Raw genomic sequence first — 12,645 nt, 5'->3', positions numbered from 1 at the left:
GTGCGTGCGCTCGGGCCGCCACTCCCCCATGATGCCCCCGCTCGCCGCCCGTGACGTCGGTACGACTGCCGATGTCCGGGCGCTGCCGCAATGGGCAGTCCTGCCGATCGACGGTGCCCGCCGGCTCCGGTCTCCTGGTCGCCTCGGGCGCCACGAGGCGCGGCACGGACCGAGGTCGCGCGGTGGCACGGGAGGGAGGCCCGGTGACCCCCTCACGCCTTCCGGACGCGCAGCGCTGCCGTGATCACGTGCCGGCGCCGCGCGTTGAGGTCGGCGAACAGCCGGGGCGCCTCGTCGAACGGGACGACGTCGGTCACCAATGCCTCCCGGATCCTCGGCCCGTGCACGTCGAGCAGGGCGAGCGTCTCCGCCGAGAGGCGACGGCGGTCCCAGCGGTGCGCCAGCCCGCGCGGCACCCGGCCGATCTGGGCGCACCGGAGCGACAGCCCGTTGTGGTGGAACTCCTCGCCGAGGGCCACGTCGTCCGCGCCGCCGGTGTAGAACGCCAGGTCCACCACGGTGCCCTGGGGGCGGAGGCAGCGCAGCGCGGTGGCCAGCGCCGCGCCGGTGCCCCGGCACTGGAACACCACGTCGGCGCCGTGGTCGCCCGGTCCGTGCCGCCACCGAGTCTTGAGCTCGCGCGCCGGGTCGGCGGTGTCGTCGACGGCGTCGAGGCCGAGCGCGACCGCGGCCGCGCGACGCTCCGGCGTCGGATCCACGACGACGACCTCCGCCGCACCGTGCAGCTGCGCCAGCACCCCGACCAGCAGGCCGATCGGCCCGCCGCCCGTCACCACCACCAGCCGGCCGCCCGCCCCGTCCCGGAGCTCGCTGCCTCCGGCGTCCGCGGCGGCGTGCAGCAGACCGTTGACGCAGATGGGCCCGAGGTGGGCCGCGTAGATGCCCAGCAGCGGGTCCAGTGCCGGGGGCAGCGGCACGACGTGCTGGGTCAGCGGATCCCCGTGCACGGCCGTCGCGTGGCCGTAGGCCATGGCCACCAGGGCGCCCTCGGGCACCGCACGGGTCCGGCTGTCGGTCACCCGGGCGACCTCCATGTAGCCCAGCCGCCGCACCGGGAAGGAGTCGGTGGGCCGGTCGCGGTCGAACAGCCCCAGCTCGGCGTCCCAGCCGGCGCGGAGGTACGGGCTGGTCCCGCGGTACCAGGTGAGCTCGGTGCCGGCCGAGACCCCGCTGACCAGCGTCTCGCCGAGGAACCGGCCCTCCGGGAGCGGGGGCAGGAGGGACTCCTCGACCTCGAGCTGCCCGGCCCGGGGCACCACGAGCGTGCGGACCGGCACCCCGCTGCTCATCGGTCGCCCACGCGGACGGTGCGCCCGGTGCGGGCGGCCTCGGAGACCGCCCAGGCCAGCCGGTGCGTGCGCAGCGCCTCGGCCACGTCGACGACCCCGGGTGCCGCGCCGCCGCCGGAGAGCACGTCCACGAAGGCCCGGTCCACGGCCGTCCGGGCATCGACCTCCGGCTCGGCGCGCACCTCGCCGTCGCGGGTGCGCACGCGGACCGCCGTCTCGGTGAGCTCGACCTCGACGCCGTCGCCGATCAGCTGCAGCCCGGCAGCGGCCGGCGCGGGGAGCACGCAGGAGACGCTGACCGTGCCCACGCCGCCGGAGGCCAGACGGAGCACCGCCACGCTCGCGTCGGGCACGTCCCGTCCGCCGGCCGACGACAACGCGGACGCGCCGGTCACCTCGACCACCTCCCCGGCGAGCACCCGGACGAGGTCGAGGACGTGGGTCGCCTGTTCCACGACCTGGCCGCCGGACCCGTCCAGCCGGCTCCACCAGGCCGGTGGCGGGGTCGTGCCCCACCACCGGGCGTCCACGAGGCGGACCGCGGTGTCGCCGAGCGCCGCGCGGGCCCGGCCGACGGTGTCCAGGTGCCGCCAGTGGTACCCCGTCGCCGTGGGGAGCCCGGCCTCCGCGACCGCCGCGGCCACGTGCTCGGCGACGCGCAGGTCCGCCGCCAGGGGCTTCTCGACGAAGAACGGCATCCCGGCGCGCACGAGCGACAGGTCCAGGTCCCCGTGCGCGAACGGCGGCACGCACAGCCAGACGGCGTCCAGCCCGAGGGACAGCAGCCCCTGCAGGTCGGCGACGTCCCGCGTCCCCACCTCGTCGGCCAGCGCCTCGGCGGCTGCCGCCACGGGGTCGCAGACGGCGACGAGGTCGACGTCGTCGAAGCCGGTCAGCGTGCGGGCGTGCCGGGCACCGACACCACCCGCCCCGACCAGGCCCACCCGGACGGTCACGAGAAAGAGGTGCCTTCGGCGATCGTCACCGTTCCGATCCTGCCCTCCGGACCGCATCCTCGGGGAAGCGCGACGCGTCCCCGTTGCCGGCATGCGGCGACCCGGTCGTCGCCCGACCGGAAGGACAGCGCATGCGCGTCGACGTCTCCCAGTGGCTGCGCCGCCGGACCTACACCGCCTCCGACTACTCCGCGGCCCGGCTGGCCGCCGCCAAGCGGGCGCAGGGCCGGACGGTGAGCGTCGTGCTCCCCGCGCTGAACGAGGAGCGCACGGTGGGCGCGATCGTGGCGACGATCCACCGCGAGCTGGTGCACCGGCACGCGCTGGTGGACGAGCTCGTCGTGGCGGACAGCGGGTCGACCGACCGGACGGCGGAGACCGCCAGGCGTGCCGGGGCCCGGGTGGTGCGGGTCGACGACGTCCTGCCCGAGCGCGGCCACGTCGCCGGCAAGGGCGAGGCGCTGTGGAAGTCGCTGCACGTGACCGACGGCGACCTCGTGGTCTTCATCGACTCCGACCTGATCTCCTTCGACCCGCAGTTCGTGGTCGGCCTGCTCGGACCCCTCCTCGACGACCCCACCGTCGGCTACGTCAAGGGGCTCTACGACCGGCCGCTGGCCACCACCGAGGGGCTGGTGCCCAGCGGCGGCGGGCGGGTGACCGAGCTGACCGCCCGGCCGCTGCTGGCGGCGCTGTGGCCGCAGCTGTCCGGCTTCGTCCAGCCGCTGTCGGGCGAGTACGCCGGCCGGCGCGACCTGCTGGAGCAGGTGCCCTTCGTCTCGCACTACGGCGTGGAGTTCGGTCTGCTGGTCGACCTGGCCGAGCTGGCCGGGGTGGACGCCCTCGCGCAGGTCGACCTCGGCACGCGGCAGCACTCGCACCAGCCCGACGCCGCGCTGGGCCGCATGGCCGGCCAGATCGTGCAGACCGCGCTGGCCCGCTGCCACGGCGTCGCGGTGCCCAGCGACCAGCTGGTCCAGTACGTGCGGACCGACGGCGGGATCGAGGGCGTGACCTGGGACGTCGGCGTCGTCGAGCGGCCACCCATGCGGACCGTCCCCGCCTATGCCGCCCGCCGTGCCGCCCGCACCCCCGGCTGGTCGGCGTGAAGATCCTGATGGACGCCGGTCCGTGGCTGGCGGTCCCGCCCCGGGGCTACGGCGGGCTGGAGACCGTCGTCGCCACGCTGACCACGGAGCTGCGCCGCCGCGGTCACGACGTCGTCCTCGCGACCGTCGGGGACAGCGAGCAGGACGCCGACGGCCGGGTGTCGGCCTACCCCGAGGGGCAGTTCGCCCGCCTGGCGGCGCCCTATCCGGAGGTGGTCGGGACCGCGCACGCGCACGCGCAGGTCGTCGTCGAGGAGATCGCCCGGCACGCCGCCGCCGGCCGGCCGTTCGACCTGGTCCACACCCACCTGGAGGTGGTCGGCCCCGCGGTGCTCGGCGCCCTGGGCGACGCCGCTCCGCCCGTCCTGCACACGCTGCACTGGGACCTGCACCGCAACGCCGACTTCTACGCCGTTTTCGACGGGCACGGGCGGGTCTTCTTCGCCGGCGTCTCGGACTCCCAGATCGCGCGCGGGCCGGCCCGGCTCCGCCGTCAGACCCTGGGCTCCGTACCGCTGTCGGTGCCCATCCCCGACGGCGCGCCGGCGGCACCGGAGGAGCGGACCGACTCCGTGCTGGTGCTGTCCCGGCTGTGCGAGACCAAGGGCATCGACGTCGCGGTGCGGGCGTGCCGCGCGGCGGGGGTGCCGCTGGTGCTGGCCGGACCGGTCGGCGGCCAGCCGGACCGCGCCGCCCTGGAGGCCGCCCTCGCGGACCCGGCCAGCCCGGTGCGCGGCTATCCCGACGTGCGCTGGTTCCTCGAGCACGTCGACCCGCACCTCGACGGGCACGCGGTCCGGTGGATCGGCAGCGTGGCCGGGAGCCGCAAGGCGGAGCTGCTCCGGCGGTCGCGGGCAGTGCTCTTCCCCATCCGCTGGGAGGAGCCGGGCGGCACCGCGGTCTGCGAGGCGCTGGCTGCCGGGACGCCGGTCGTGGCCATGGCCCGCGGGTGCCTCCCCTCGCTCGTCCAGCACGAGGTCACCGGATTCCTGGCCGAGGACGAGGCGGAGTTCACCGCGGCGCTGGGCCGGCTGGCCGAGCTGGATCCCGCGGCCTGCGCGGCGGCCGCCCGCCACCGGTTCAGCCCCGGCGTCATGGCCCGCGGCTACGAACGGCTCTACGCCGAGCTCCTGACCCGGACCGCCGGCAGGGCTCGGCACGCCGTGGCGGACGGGGCCGGGCCGGTCCCGACGGCACGGCGCGAGCTGACGGAACGGGGCCCGCAGCGGCCCCTCGACGGAAGGGAATCGACGAGATGAGCACCAGACGGAAGCTCAAGGGACGCCGGATCGCCGCCCTGGCAGCCGACGGCTTCGAGAAGGTCGAGCTGGTCGTCCCGATGCGGGCCCTGGAGGCAGCGGGTGCCCGGGTCGACGTCGTGTCGCTGCGACGGGGACGGATCCGCGGGGTGAACCTGCACATGCCCGCCACCCGGGTGCACGTGGACCGGACCGTGGAGAAGGCCGATCCCGCCGACTACGACGGGCTGCTGCTGCCCGGCGGGTTCATCAATCCCGACCTGCTCCGGCAGTCCGCTCCGGCGCGCGAGTTCGTCCGCGCGTTCGCCACGGCCGGCAAGCCGATCGCCAGCCTCTGCCACGGGCCGTGGGTGCTCGCCTCGGCGGGCCTCCTGGAGGGACGGACCCTCACCTCCTGGCCCGGGATCCGCGACGACCTGGTGAACGCCGGGGCGACCTGGCTCGACCAGGAACTCGTGCAGGACGGGAACCTCACCACGAGCCGAGGGCCCCAGGACATGGCCGCCTTCGTCCCCGGGATCCTCGACGCCTTCGCCGCGACCTCACCGCAGCCGGTGCGGACGGCGACGCGGCGCGAGTCCGACCGGCAGCCCGACAAGCCCGTCGGCTGGGCCATCGGGGCACTGCGCTGGTCGCCGAAGCCGTCGGCCGTCGCGGTGGCGGGCGTCGGCCTGGCCGCTGCCGCCCTCCTGCGCGCCCCGGCCGCGAAGCACTGACGACGGGACGGCGGACGGACATGGACGGCGAGAGCATCCACCCGCGGGACGACGAGGTGGACATCCGGCTCCCGGACGATCCGCGGGTACCGCGGCCCGAGGACGCCGACCCGACGAAGAGCAAAGAACTCGGCGGAGCGGCTCCGGCCGTGGGCCCCGGCCCTTCGTCGAGCACGGACCCGCCGGCGGCGCATGACGAGGGCTGATCCTGCGTCCGTCGCTCACAGCGTGTCGGCGAACCCCCGGATGTCGCGCACCGCCGCCTTGTAGGCCTCGGGCACCGCCGCGCGGAAGGACATGTCCGCCGCGTGGGTGAGGCCCAGGTTCACCCGGCCGACCACGGGCACCCCGGCCCGCTGCAGCAGCCGGAAGTACGCGATGCCCTCGTCGCGCAACGGGTCGAGCTCGTTGACCGTGATCACGTGCGGCGGCAGACCCGTGACGTCGTCCTCGGTGGCGAAGTAGGGCCAGGCCAGCGGGTTCTCCGCGTGCTCGCCGGTCGGGTCGTAGAGCGCCACGAGCGTGTCCATCATCTGGCAGTTGATGTAGTGCCCGTCGTTCTCCACCATCGACGGCAGCTCGCGCAGCTTGCGCTCACGGCTCCAGCCGTAGCCGCCGCTGATGTACGGGACCATCGCGTAGACGCCGTCGACGCGGTCCAGCCGCTCCTCCCGCTTGGCCTTCAGCACGGTCGCCAGCACGAGGTTGGCGCCGCCGGACTCCCCCTGCAGCACGATCCGGGTGATGCCGAGGTCGGCGCGGTGCGCGTGCACCCAGTCCAATGCGGAGCTGCAGTCGTCGAGCCCCGCCGGGAACGGGTTCGTCCCCTGCTCGGTCCAGGCGTTCCGGAAGCCGACGGTGACCACGACCATGCCGGTCAGCGCGAGGTCCTCGCTCCAGCGGCGGTGCACCACGTTGTGGGCCTCCAGGATCGTCATGCCGCCGCCGTGGATGTAGACCAGGCACGGCAGCGGGCCCTCGACGCCGGCCGGGCGGAACACATGCAGCGGGATCTCGTTGCCGTCGACCCCGGTGACCGTCTCCCGGCGGTAGTCGACGTCGGCGCGCACCTCGTCGGGCCAGTCGCTGGGCAGCGCGGCGTACAGCCCCTCGAACGCGGCGTGCGAGGCGCCGACCATCTCGGCGATCGCCTCCGGCGGGGACGTGCGGTCGACCGGTGGTGGGGCGGCGTGCCCGTCCAGCTGGAACGCCGCGAACGTGGCCCGGAGACCGGGGTGCAGCCGCGGGTCGGTGCGGAGCTCGACGTCGGGGTCGGCCAGCCGCCCCTCCTGCCGCGCCGTGGACTCGTGCGTCATCTCGGCCATGGGTCTCTCCGATGCGCGGGTTCCGGAGGTGAGGCGCAGCAATGTCGTCCCGGTCACCGCCGGTGTCAAGGAGTCCGGGAGCGCCCGTGCTGCGGAGTCCAAGAGAGGGACCAGCAGCGTGCAAGTGGCTGCCGCCAGGGTTCCGGCCATGACGACCTCCCTGGAGACCCAGTCCCCCGCCCGTCGCGCGCCGCAGGGGTGGCGGTTCGCCCTGCTCGCCTCCGGAGCCGCGCTGCTCGCCGGCGGCCCGATGCACCCCGACTCCGACGCGTCCGGATCGGTGCGCGAGGAACTGGCGACGATGACCGCCGACGACATGTGGGTGCCCGGGCACACGCTCGTGGTGGCCGGCACCGTGCTGCTCGCCGTCGGCCTGTGGCTGGCGCGCCGCCACGGGGTCTGGCCACCGGCAGCCGCGCTCCCCCTCGCCGTCGCCGTCGGAGCGCTCTCCCTCTACGCGGTCGAGACGGTCGTCCACCTCGCCGCCGTCGTCGACAGCGACGCGCTGCACGCCGGCCACGACGCCCCGGTCGCCTTCACCCACCTGGGCCTCGCCGCCGTGCTGTACCCCGTCAGCGGCCTGGCCGTCGTGTACCTCGCCGCGACCCTGGCCCGGCTCCAGATCGGGCTGCGTCGCGTCGTGGCGCTCGTCGGCGTCGTGGGCGGGCTGGCGCACGCCGTGGTGGTGCCGCTGACGTTCCTGTCGCCCGACACCGGGTTCACGCCGCTCTTCGCCGTCGCGGGCGTGCTGCTGGCGCTCTGGGCGGCGGGCACCGGAGCGGCCGGCGCGCGCGCCGAGCAGACCGCCGCCCCCGAGGAGCTCGCCGCCGTCCGTTGACCGTCGACATCGGTCCAGGCGGCGCCCGGGAACGCGGTGCTAGAGCGGGTCGAGCAGGCGCTGCAGGAACTGGCGGGTGCGGGGCTCGCGCGGGTCGACGAGAACCTCCGACGGCGGGCCCTGCTCGACCACCACGCCGCCGTCGAGGAAGAGCACCTGGTCGGCCACCTGCCGGGCGAAGCGCATCTCGTGGGTCACCACGACCATCGTCCAGCCCTCGGCGGCCAGCGACTGCATCACCTGCAGCACCTCGCCGACCAGCTCCGGGTCCAGCGCGCTGGTCGGCTCGTCGAACAGCACCACCTTCGGCCGGGTGGCCAGCGCGCGGGCGATGCCGACCCGCTGCTGCTGTCCCCCGGACAGCTGGACCGGGAAGGCGTCGGCCTTGTCGGCAAGCCCCACGCGGGCGAGCAGCTCCCGGGCCTCCTGCTGCGCCTCGGCGCGCGGCCGGCCCTGCGCGAACACCGGCCCCGAGGTCACGTTGTCCAGCACCGTCATGTGCGGGAAGAGGTTGTGCGCCTGGAAGACCATGCCGCTCTGCCCGCGCAGCCGGGCCACCGCGCGGGCGTCGGGCCGGGTCGCCCAGTCGACGGCGACGTCGCCGACCCGGACCGTGCCGACCTCGGGATGCTCCAACCCGTTGAGGCTGCGCAGCACCGTCGTCTTGCCCGAGCCGGAGGGCCCGATCAGGCAGGTGACCGACCCGGCCGGCACCACCACGTCGATGCCGCGCAGCACGCGGTTGGCGCCGAAGGACTTCTCGAGCCCGCGGGCCTCGAGCAGCGGGGCGGTCATGCGGCCACGTGCCGCGACAGCCGGGTCTCCAACCGGGTCTGGCCGAAGGAGAGCACGAGGCACACCACCCAGTAGTAGACGGCGGCGACGCCGTAGAGCGTGAAGTACTCGAACGTCTGCCCCGCGATGATCTGGGCCTGACGCAGCAGCTCGGTGACGGTGACGACCGCGACCAGCGAGGTGTCCTTGACCAGCGAGATGAGCGTGTTGCTCAGCGAGGGGACGGCGATGCGGGCGGCCTGCGGCAGCACCACGCGGCGGAGCGTGGTCACCCGGCTCATCCCGACGGTCATCGCCGCCTCCCACTGCCCGCGCGGCACCGCGAGGATGGCACCGCGCACCGCCTCGGAGGCGTAGGCCCCCACGTTGAGGGTCAGGCCCAGGATCGCGGCCGGCCACGGGTCGAACTTGATGCCGAGTTCGGGCAGGCCGAAGAAGATGATGAACAGCTGGAGCAGCAGCGGGGTGCCGCGGATGACCGAGACGTAGGCCCGGGCGGGCGCCGAGATCAGGCGGTTGCCCGACAGCCGCATGAGCGCGACGAGCACGGCCAGGGTCAGCCCCAGCACGAAGCTGATCGCCGTCAGCGGCAGCGTCCCGCGCAGCAGCTCCCGGGCCAGCGGCCAAAGGCTGCTCCGGACCAGGTCCCAGTCGATCGCGCTCACTCCGCGCTGACGTCCTCGCCGAAGTACTTCTCCGACAGCTCCGCCAGGGTGCCGTCGGCACGCAGCGACTCCAGGGCCTCGTTCACGCGGCTCTGCAGATCCGCCTCGTCCTTGCGGAACGCGAAGGCCGACTCGCTCTGCTCGCCGATCTCGGTGGCGATCTTGACGTCCTCGTCACCGGTGGTCTTCTGGTACTCCAGGAAGGCCAGGCTGTCGTTGATGGTGACGTCGACCCGCTCCTGCTTGAGCAGCGTGATGGCCTGGGTGAAGCCCTCCACGGCCTCGATCCGCGCGCCGGCCTGGGTGGCGATCTCGGCGAAGTTGCTGGTCGTCGACTGGGCGCTGGTCTTGCCCTCGACGTCGGCCGGCGAGCTGATGCTGTCGTCGTCGGCCCGGGTGATCACGACGCCCTCGGAGTAGGTGTACGGGGTGGAGAAGAGGTACTTCTCCTCGCGCTCCGGGTTGACGCCGATCTGGTTGGCGATGACGTCGTACCGGTCGGCCTCGAGCCCGGCGAAGATCGCGTCGAACTGCGTCTCGCTGAACTCGACCTCCATGCCCAGCTCGTCGCCGACGGCCCGAGCCACCTCGACGTCGTAGCCGGTCAGCTCGTTGTTCTCCGGGTCGTGGAAGGAGAAGGGCGCGTAGGTGCCCTCGGTCGCGACGCGGAGCACGTCCTCGGAGCCGCCGCCCCCCGCGGAGTCGGAGTCCTCGCCGCAGGACGTCAGCAGCAGGGCGGTGGCGAGAGCGATCAGGGGCAGGCGGGTGCGCACGGCGGGCTCCGGTTCAGGGGGTCGAGGCGGTGGGTGTCCGGCAGGTCGGTCTCCTGCCACGAGGAGGAACCGCTCCCACCCGGAAGCATTCCGCCGGGTCTCCGGCCGCACAACACGACCGCCCGGACCTCATCGACCTCCGGGGCCCCGGTGAGCCGGAGCAGCGCCCCTGCCGGGCAAGCTGATCCTGTGCAGCACATCGGGATCGACCTCGCCTGGGGGCTCAGGCAACCCACCGGCCTCGCCGTGCTGGACGACGCCGGCCGGCTGGTGCACGTCAGCGCGGTGCGCACCGACGAGGAGATCGAGACCGCGTTGGCCCCGTTCGCCGCCGGCCCGTGCATCGTGGCGATCGACGCCCCGCTGGTGGTCACCAACGCCACCGGGAACCGGGCCGCAGAGCGGGCGCTCAACGCCGACTTCGCGAGGTTCGAGGCCGGAGCGCACCCGACGAACACCGGCAAGGCCGAGTTCACCGATGGTGACACCCGCGGCGGGCGGATCGGCCGGCGCTTGAAGCTGGACCTCGACCCCCGCTCGGGGCGCGACCGCCGGGCGATCGAGGTCTACCCGCACGCGGCGACGGTGGCGCTGTTCCGGTTGGGCCGCACGCTGAAGTACAAGAACAAGCCGGGCCGCACGCTCGAGCAGATGCGCGCGGAGCTGCTGCTGCTCGTCGACCTGCTGGGTGCGGTGGCCGAGCTCGACCTCGGTGAACGGTTCGCCGCGCTGCGCCGGCAGGTGCAGGCCGCCACCCGCAAGAGCGAGCTGCGGGTGGCGGAGGACCAGGTCGACGCCGTGGTGTGCGCCTACGTGGGATGGATCGCCGTCCACCGCCCGGACGAGGTGACCACCTACGGTGACGCGGCCGGCGGCGCCATCGTGACCCCGACCCTGCCGCCGGATCTGCAGCCCGGCCCCCGGGTCGCCGCACCCGCGCCCGACCCGGTGCAGCAGGCCATCCAGGCGTACGCCGACGGCCGCCCCGAGACCGTGGTCGCCGGGGCGCAGGCGCTCGCGCTCGTCACCGGGTTGCTCGACGACGCCGGGATCAACTACCTGTCGGTGACCGGGCGGACCAAGACCATCGCCTCGTTCGCGGAGAAGGCGGCGCGCACGGTCGACGGCGTGCCTGCCTATCCGGACCCGGCGCGCGACATCACCGACCAGATCGGCGTGCGGGTGATCACCTACGTGCAGAGCGACGTGGAGGCCGTCGCCGAGCTGCTGGCCGAGCAGGTGCGGGTGATCGACGACCGCGACATGGGGCGGCGCACCGCGCAGCAGGGCCGGTTCGGTTACTCCAGCCGGCACCTGCTGATCGGCGTGGACCCGGGCCGGGCGGCCGAGCTGCCGGAGTTGGTCGGGCGCGTGGTGCAGGTGCAGGTGCGCACGGTGCTGCAGCACGCCTGGGCCGAGTTCGAGCACGACATCCGCTACAAGGGCACGGTGCCGGACGAGCACGCCTCCGAGTTCGACCGCCGGTTCACCCTGGCCGCCGGGTTGCTGGAGCTGGCCGATCAGGAGTTCACCGCGATCCGCGAGCGCCTGCGGGCACCGGTTCCCGCCGACGAGGCCGACGACGTGGACCCCGACGACCCTCGGATCGCGCCCCGGGAGCTGGCCGCGTTCCTGGCCGGGCAGTACTCCGACGCCGGATGGTCGCGCCCGGATCACTACAGCTGGATCTCCGGCCTGCTGCTCGAACTGGGCGTGACCAGCCTGGTGGAGCTGGGCGAGGTGCTGCGCGGCGTCGACGACAGCGCCATCACCGCCCGGATGGACTACCGCTATCCCCCGGGTGCCGTGCGCCGGCTGGACGACACGCTGCTGGCCGGCTTCGGGCAGCGGTACGTGGACCTGCACGGCAACGCGCACCGGCGGGCCGCGCTGACCACCCGGCTGCAGCGGCTCGCCGGCGGCTGACCGGAGGGCCGGCCGGAACGACCGTCGGACGTAAGCAGGTCCTAGCCTCACCCCCATGCGCGCAGTCCAGATCACCGAGTTCGGTGGCCCCGAGGTCCTGACCGTCGTCGACGTCCACGAGCCGGAGACCGGCCCCGGCCGGACCCTGCACGACGTCTCGGCCGCCGGCATCAACTACGCCGACACCCACCACCCACGGCGTGCGCACTAGACCTCCCGAGGCCCCCGCTCGCTGAACGGTGCATGGCGCCGTGCGCAGGTCCGCCGTGGCGAGGTCCCTCAAGCCCCAGGTCCAAGCCGACGGCGTCTGCCGCTTTGATCACGCGCCAGGGACTGGTGAGGTCCATGGCGCACCCTCGCCGCCCACTGACTCCTTCAGGCCCAGGAGCCGTCGAGCCACGCGCGCAGGGAGTGCTCACTACATAGCCACTTCGTTCCGATGCGATTGCCCGGCAGCTCTCCGCAAGCCATCGCACGCACGACCTCGACTCGCTCGACTCCCAGAAGCAGCGCCACATGATCGGCGCTGAGGATCTTGAGCTCCGTGGGAGCCGAAGAGGCAGGGGCCTGCGGCGCACCTAGCCGAGGCTGTGCCTGGCGCCCGTCGTGATCTGCACCGCCCGACGGCGAACGGACAGGCTCCGTCGCGGGCACCTTACGGACGCCATGGTCGCCACTCGGCGGCTCCGTCGCGGGCACCTTGCGGACGCCTTGGTCGCCACTCGGCGGCTTCGTCGAGTCAGCCCCAGCCGCATCGGCCCGGTCGTCTGATTTCAGCGGCGCAGACAGGTTTGCCTTAGCAGGGCCCGCAGGTCGTAGGACGAACACAAGGAGCCCGAGGACCCCGATCGTCCACAGGACAAGAGCTTCGAGCGGGCCGCCGGCCAAGCCCCCAGCTATCGCCATCCACGCGAGTGCGACGGCTCCGACAGACCACGGTGACCGCATCAGCCTCCTTGTCTGGACTGCCCAC

Annotated in this window: 13 protein-coding genes; 7 read left to right on the top strand and 6 right to left on the bottom strand. The window is 74.0% G+C overall.

All coding sequences use genetic code 11. The annotated features are described in order from the left end of the window. Nucleotides 1–212: 212 nt before the first annotated feature. Together DQ239_RS00125 and DQ239_RS00120 are read right to left on the bottom strand one after the other, a co-directional pair. Nucleotides 213–1,310 (bottom strand): zinc-binding alcohol dehydrogenase, encoded by a 1,098-nt coding sequence (locus tag DQ239_RS00125; RefSeq protein WP_199582408.1) that lies wholly within the window; start codon nucleotides 1,308–1,310, stop codon nucleotides 213–215. Then, the gene (locus DQ239_RS00120) at nucleotides 1,307–2,266 is read right to left on the bottom strand and encodes a Gfo/Idh/MocA family oxidoreductase (RefSeq protein WP_113832251.1); all 960 of its coding nucleotides are present in this window, start codon (nucleotides 2,264–2,266) and stop codon (nucleotides 1,307–1,309) included. The genes DQ239_RS00125 and DQ239_RS00120 overlap by 4 nt, the downstream gene beginning before the upstream one ends. 131 nt (nucleotides 2,267–2,397) lie before the next feature. Here DQ239_RS00120 and DQ239_RS00115 point away from each other — a divergent pair, with 131 nt between their 5' ends. The 4 genes from DQ239_RS00115 to DQ239_RS20210 are packed head-to-tail and all read left to right on the top strand — an operon-like array spanning nucleotide 2,398 to nucleotide 5,556. Beyond that, nucleotides 2,398–3,375: a glucosyl-3-phosphoglycerate synthase gene (locus DQ239_RS00115; RefSeq protein WP_113832250.1), complete on the top strand. Its 978-nt coding sequence runs from the start codon at nucleotides 2,398–2,400 to the stop codon at nucleotides 3,373–3,375. Then, nucleotides 3,372–4,634 carry a glycosyltransferase gene (locus DQ239_RS00110; RefSeq protein WP_113832249.1) on the top strand — a complete coding sequence of 421 codons (1,263 nt, stop codon included), beginning with the start codon at nucleotides 3,372–3,374 and terminating at the stop codon, nucleotides 4,632–4,634. The genes DQ239_RS00115 and DQ239_RS00110 overlap by 4 nt, the downstream gene beginning before the upstream one ends. Then, nucleotides 4,631–5,350, top strand: coding sequence for a type 1 glutamine amidotransferase domain-containing protein (locus tag DQ239_RS00105; protein ID WP_113832248.1), 720 nt, complete (start codon nucleotides 4,631–4,633; stop codon nucleotides 5,348–5,350). Before DQ239_RS00110 ends, DQ239_RS00105 begins: the two co-directional genes overlap by 4 nt. Nucleotides 5,351–5,370: 20 nt before the next feature. Continuing rightward, on the top strand, nucleotides 5,371–5,556 hold the full coding sequence (locus DQ239_RS20210) for a hypothetical protein (RefSeq protein WP_113832247.1): 186 nt from the start codon (nucleotides 5,371–5,373) through the stop codon (nucleotides 5,554–5,556). A 15-nt stretch (nucleotides 5,557–5,571) separates the two neighbouring features. On the opposite strand, the gene DQ239_RS00095 is transcribed toward DQ239_RS20210, so the two are convergent. Then, nucleotides 5,572–6,675: an alpha/beta hydrolase fold domain-containing protein gene (locus tag DQ239_RS00095; RefSeq protein WP_158544741.1), complete on the bottom strand. Its 1,104-nt coding sequence runs from the start codon at nucleotides 6,673–6,675 to the stop codon at nucleotides 5,572–5,574. Nucleotides 6,676–6,823: 148 nt separating this feature from the next. On the opposite strand from DQ239_RS00095, the gene DQ239_RS00090 reads away from it, so the two are divergent. Then, complete coding sequence (locus DQ239_RS00090) at nucleotides 6,824–7,513, top strand: hypothetical protein (RefSeq protein WP_158544740.1); 690 nt, start codon at nucleotides 6,824–6,826, stop codon at nucleotides 7,511–7,513. 39 nt (nucleotides 7,514–7,552) lie between these two features. Here DQ239_RS00090 and DQ239_RS00085 read toward each other — a convergent pair whose 3' ends face one another. The 3 genes from DQ239_RS00085 to DQ239_RS00075 are packed head-to-tail and all read right to left on the bottom strand — an operon-like array spanning nucleotide 7,553 to nucleotide 9,746. Continuing rightward, nucleotides 7,553–8,308 (bottom strand): amino acid ABC transporter ATP-binding protein, encoded by a 756-nt coding sequence (locus DQ239_RS00085; RefSeq protein WP_113832244.1) that lies wholly within the window; start codon nucleotides 8,306–8,308, stop codon nucleotides 7,553–7,555. Further along, nucleotides 8,305–8,973, bottom strand: coding sequence for an amino acid ABC transporter permease (locus DQ239_RS00080; RefSeq protein WP_113832243.1), 669 nt, complete (start codon nucleotides 8,971–8,973; stop codon nucleotides 8,305–8,307). The genes DQ239_RS00085 and DQ239_RS00080 overlap by 4 nt, the downstream gene beginning before the upstream one ends. Beyond that, a complete protein-coding gene (locus DQ239_RS00075; RefSeq protein ID WP_113832242.1) occupies nucleotides 8,970–9,746 on the bottom strand; it encodes an amino acid ABC transporter substrate-binding protein in 777 nt (258 codons plus the stop codon). Before DQ239_RS00075 ends, DQ239_RS00080 begins: the two co-directional genes overlap by 4 nt. Nucleotides 9,747–9,935: 189 nt before the next feature. Here DQ239_RS00075 and DQ239_RS00070 point away from each other — a divergent pair, with 189 nt between their 5' ends. Beyond that, nucleotides 9,936–11,672 carry a DUF429 domain-containing protein gene (locus tag DQ239_RS00070; protein ID WP_113832241.1) on the top strand — a complete coding sequence of 579 codons (1,737 nt, stop codon included), beginning with the start codon at nucleotides 9,936–9,938 and terminating at the stop codon, nucleotides 11,670–11,672. A gap of 55 nt (nucleotides 11,673–11,727) precedes the next feature. After that, on the top strand, nucleotides 11,728–11,883 hold the full coding sequence (locus DQ239_RS00065; RefSeq protein ID WP_113832240.1) for a Zn-dependent oxidoreductase: 156 nt from the start codon (nucleotides 11,728–11,730) through the stop codon (nucleotides 11,881–11,883). The last annotated feature ends 762 nt before the right edge of the window (nucleotides 11,884–12,645 follow it).

It is taken from the genome of Blastococcus sp. TF02-09, assembly GCF_003319105.1.
Taxonomy (GTDB): Bacteria; Actinomycetota; Actinomycetes; order Mycobacteriales; family Geodermatophilaceae; genus Blastococcus.
Note: the sequence above shows the minus strand (reverse complement) of the source record. Positions and strands in the feature narration are given on the sequence as shown.

What these genes read in the sequence shown, in the direction of transcription:
- DQ239_RS20210 (WP_113832247.1), top strand. Translation starts at nt 5,371, where the DNA reads ATGGACGGCGAGAGCATCCACCCGCGGGACGACGAGGTGGACATCCGG.
- DQ239_RS00125 (WP_199582408.1), bottom strand. Translation starts at nt 1,310, where the DNA reads ATGAGCAGCGGGGTGCCGGTCCGCACGCTCGTGGTGCCCCGGGCCGGG.
- DQ239_RS00115 (WP_113832250.1), top strand. Translation starts at nt 2,398, where the DNA reads ATGCGCGTCGACGTCTCCCAGTGGCTGCGCCGCCGGACCTACACCGCC.
- DQ239_RS00090 (WP_158544740.1), top strand. Translation starts at nt 6,824, where the DNA reads ATGACGACCTCCCTGGAGACCCAGTCCCCCGCCCGTCGCGCGCCGCAG.
- DQ239_RS00085 (WP_113832244.1), bottom strand. Translation starts at nt 8,308, where the DNA reads ATGACCGCCCCGCTGCTCGAGGCCCGCGGGCTCGAGAAGTCCTTCGGC.
- DQ239_RS00105 (WP_113832248.1), top strand. Translation starts at nt 4,631, where the DNA reads ATGAGCACCAGACGGAAGCTCAAGGGACGCCGGATCGCCGCCCTGGCA.
- DQ239_RS00065 (WP_113832240.1), top strand. Translation starts at nt 11,728, where the DNA reads ATGCGCGCAGTCCAGATCACCGAGTTCGGTGGCCCCGAGGTCCTGACC.
- DQ239_RS00095 (WP_158544741.1), bottom strand. Translation starts at nt 6,675, where the DNA reads ATGGCCGAGATGACGCACGAGTCCACGGCGCGGCAGGAGGGGCGGCTG.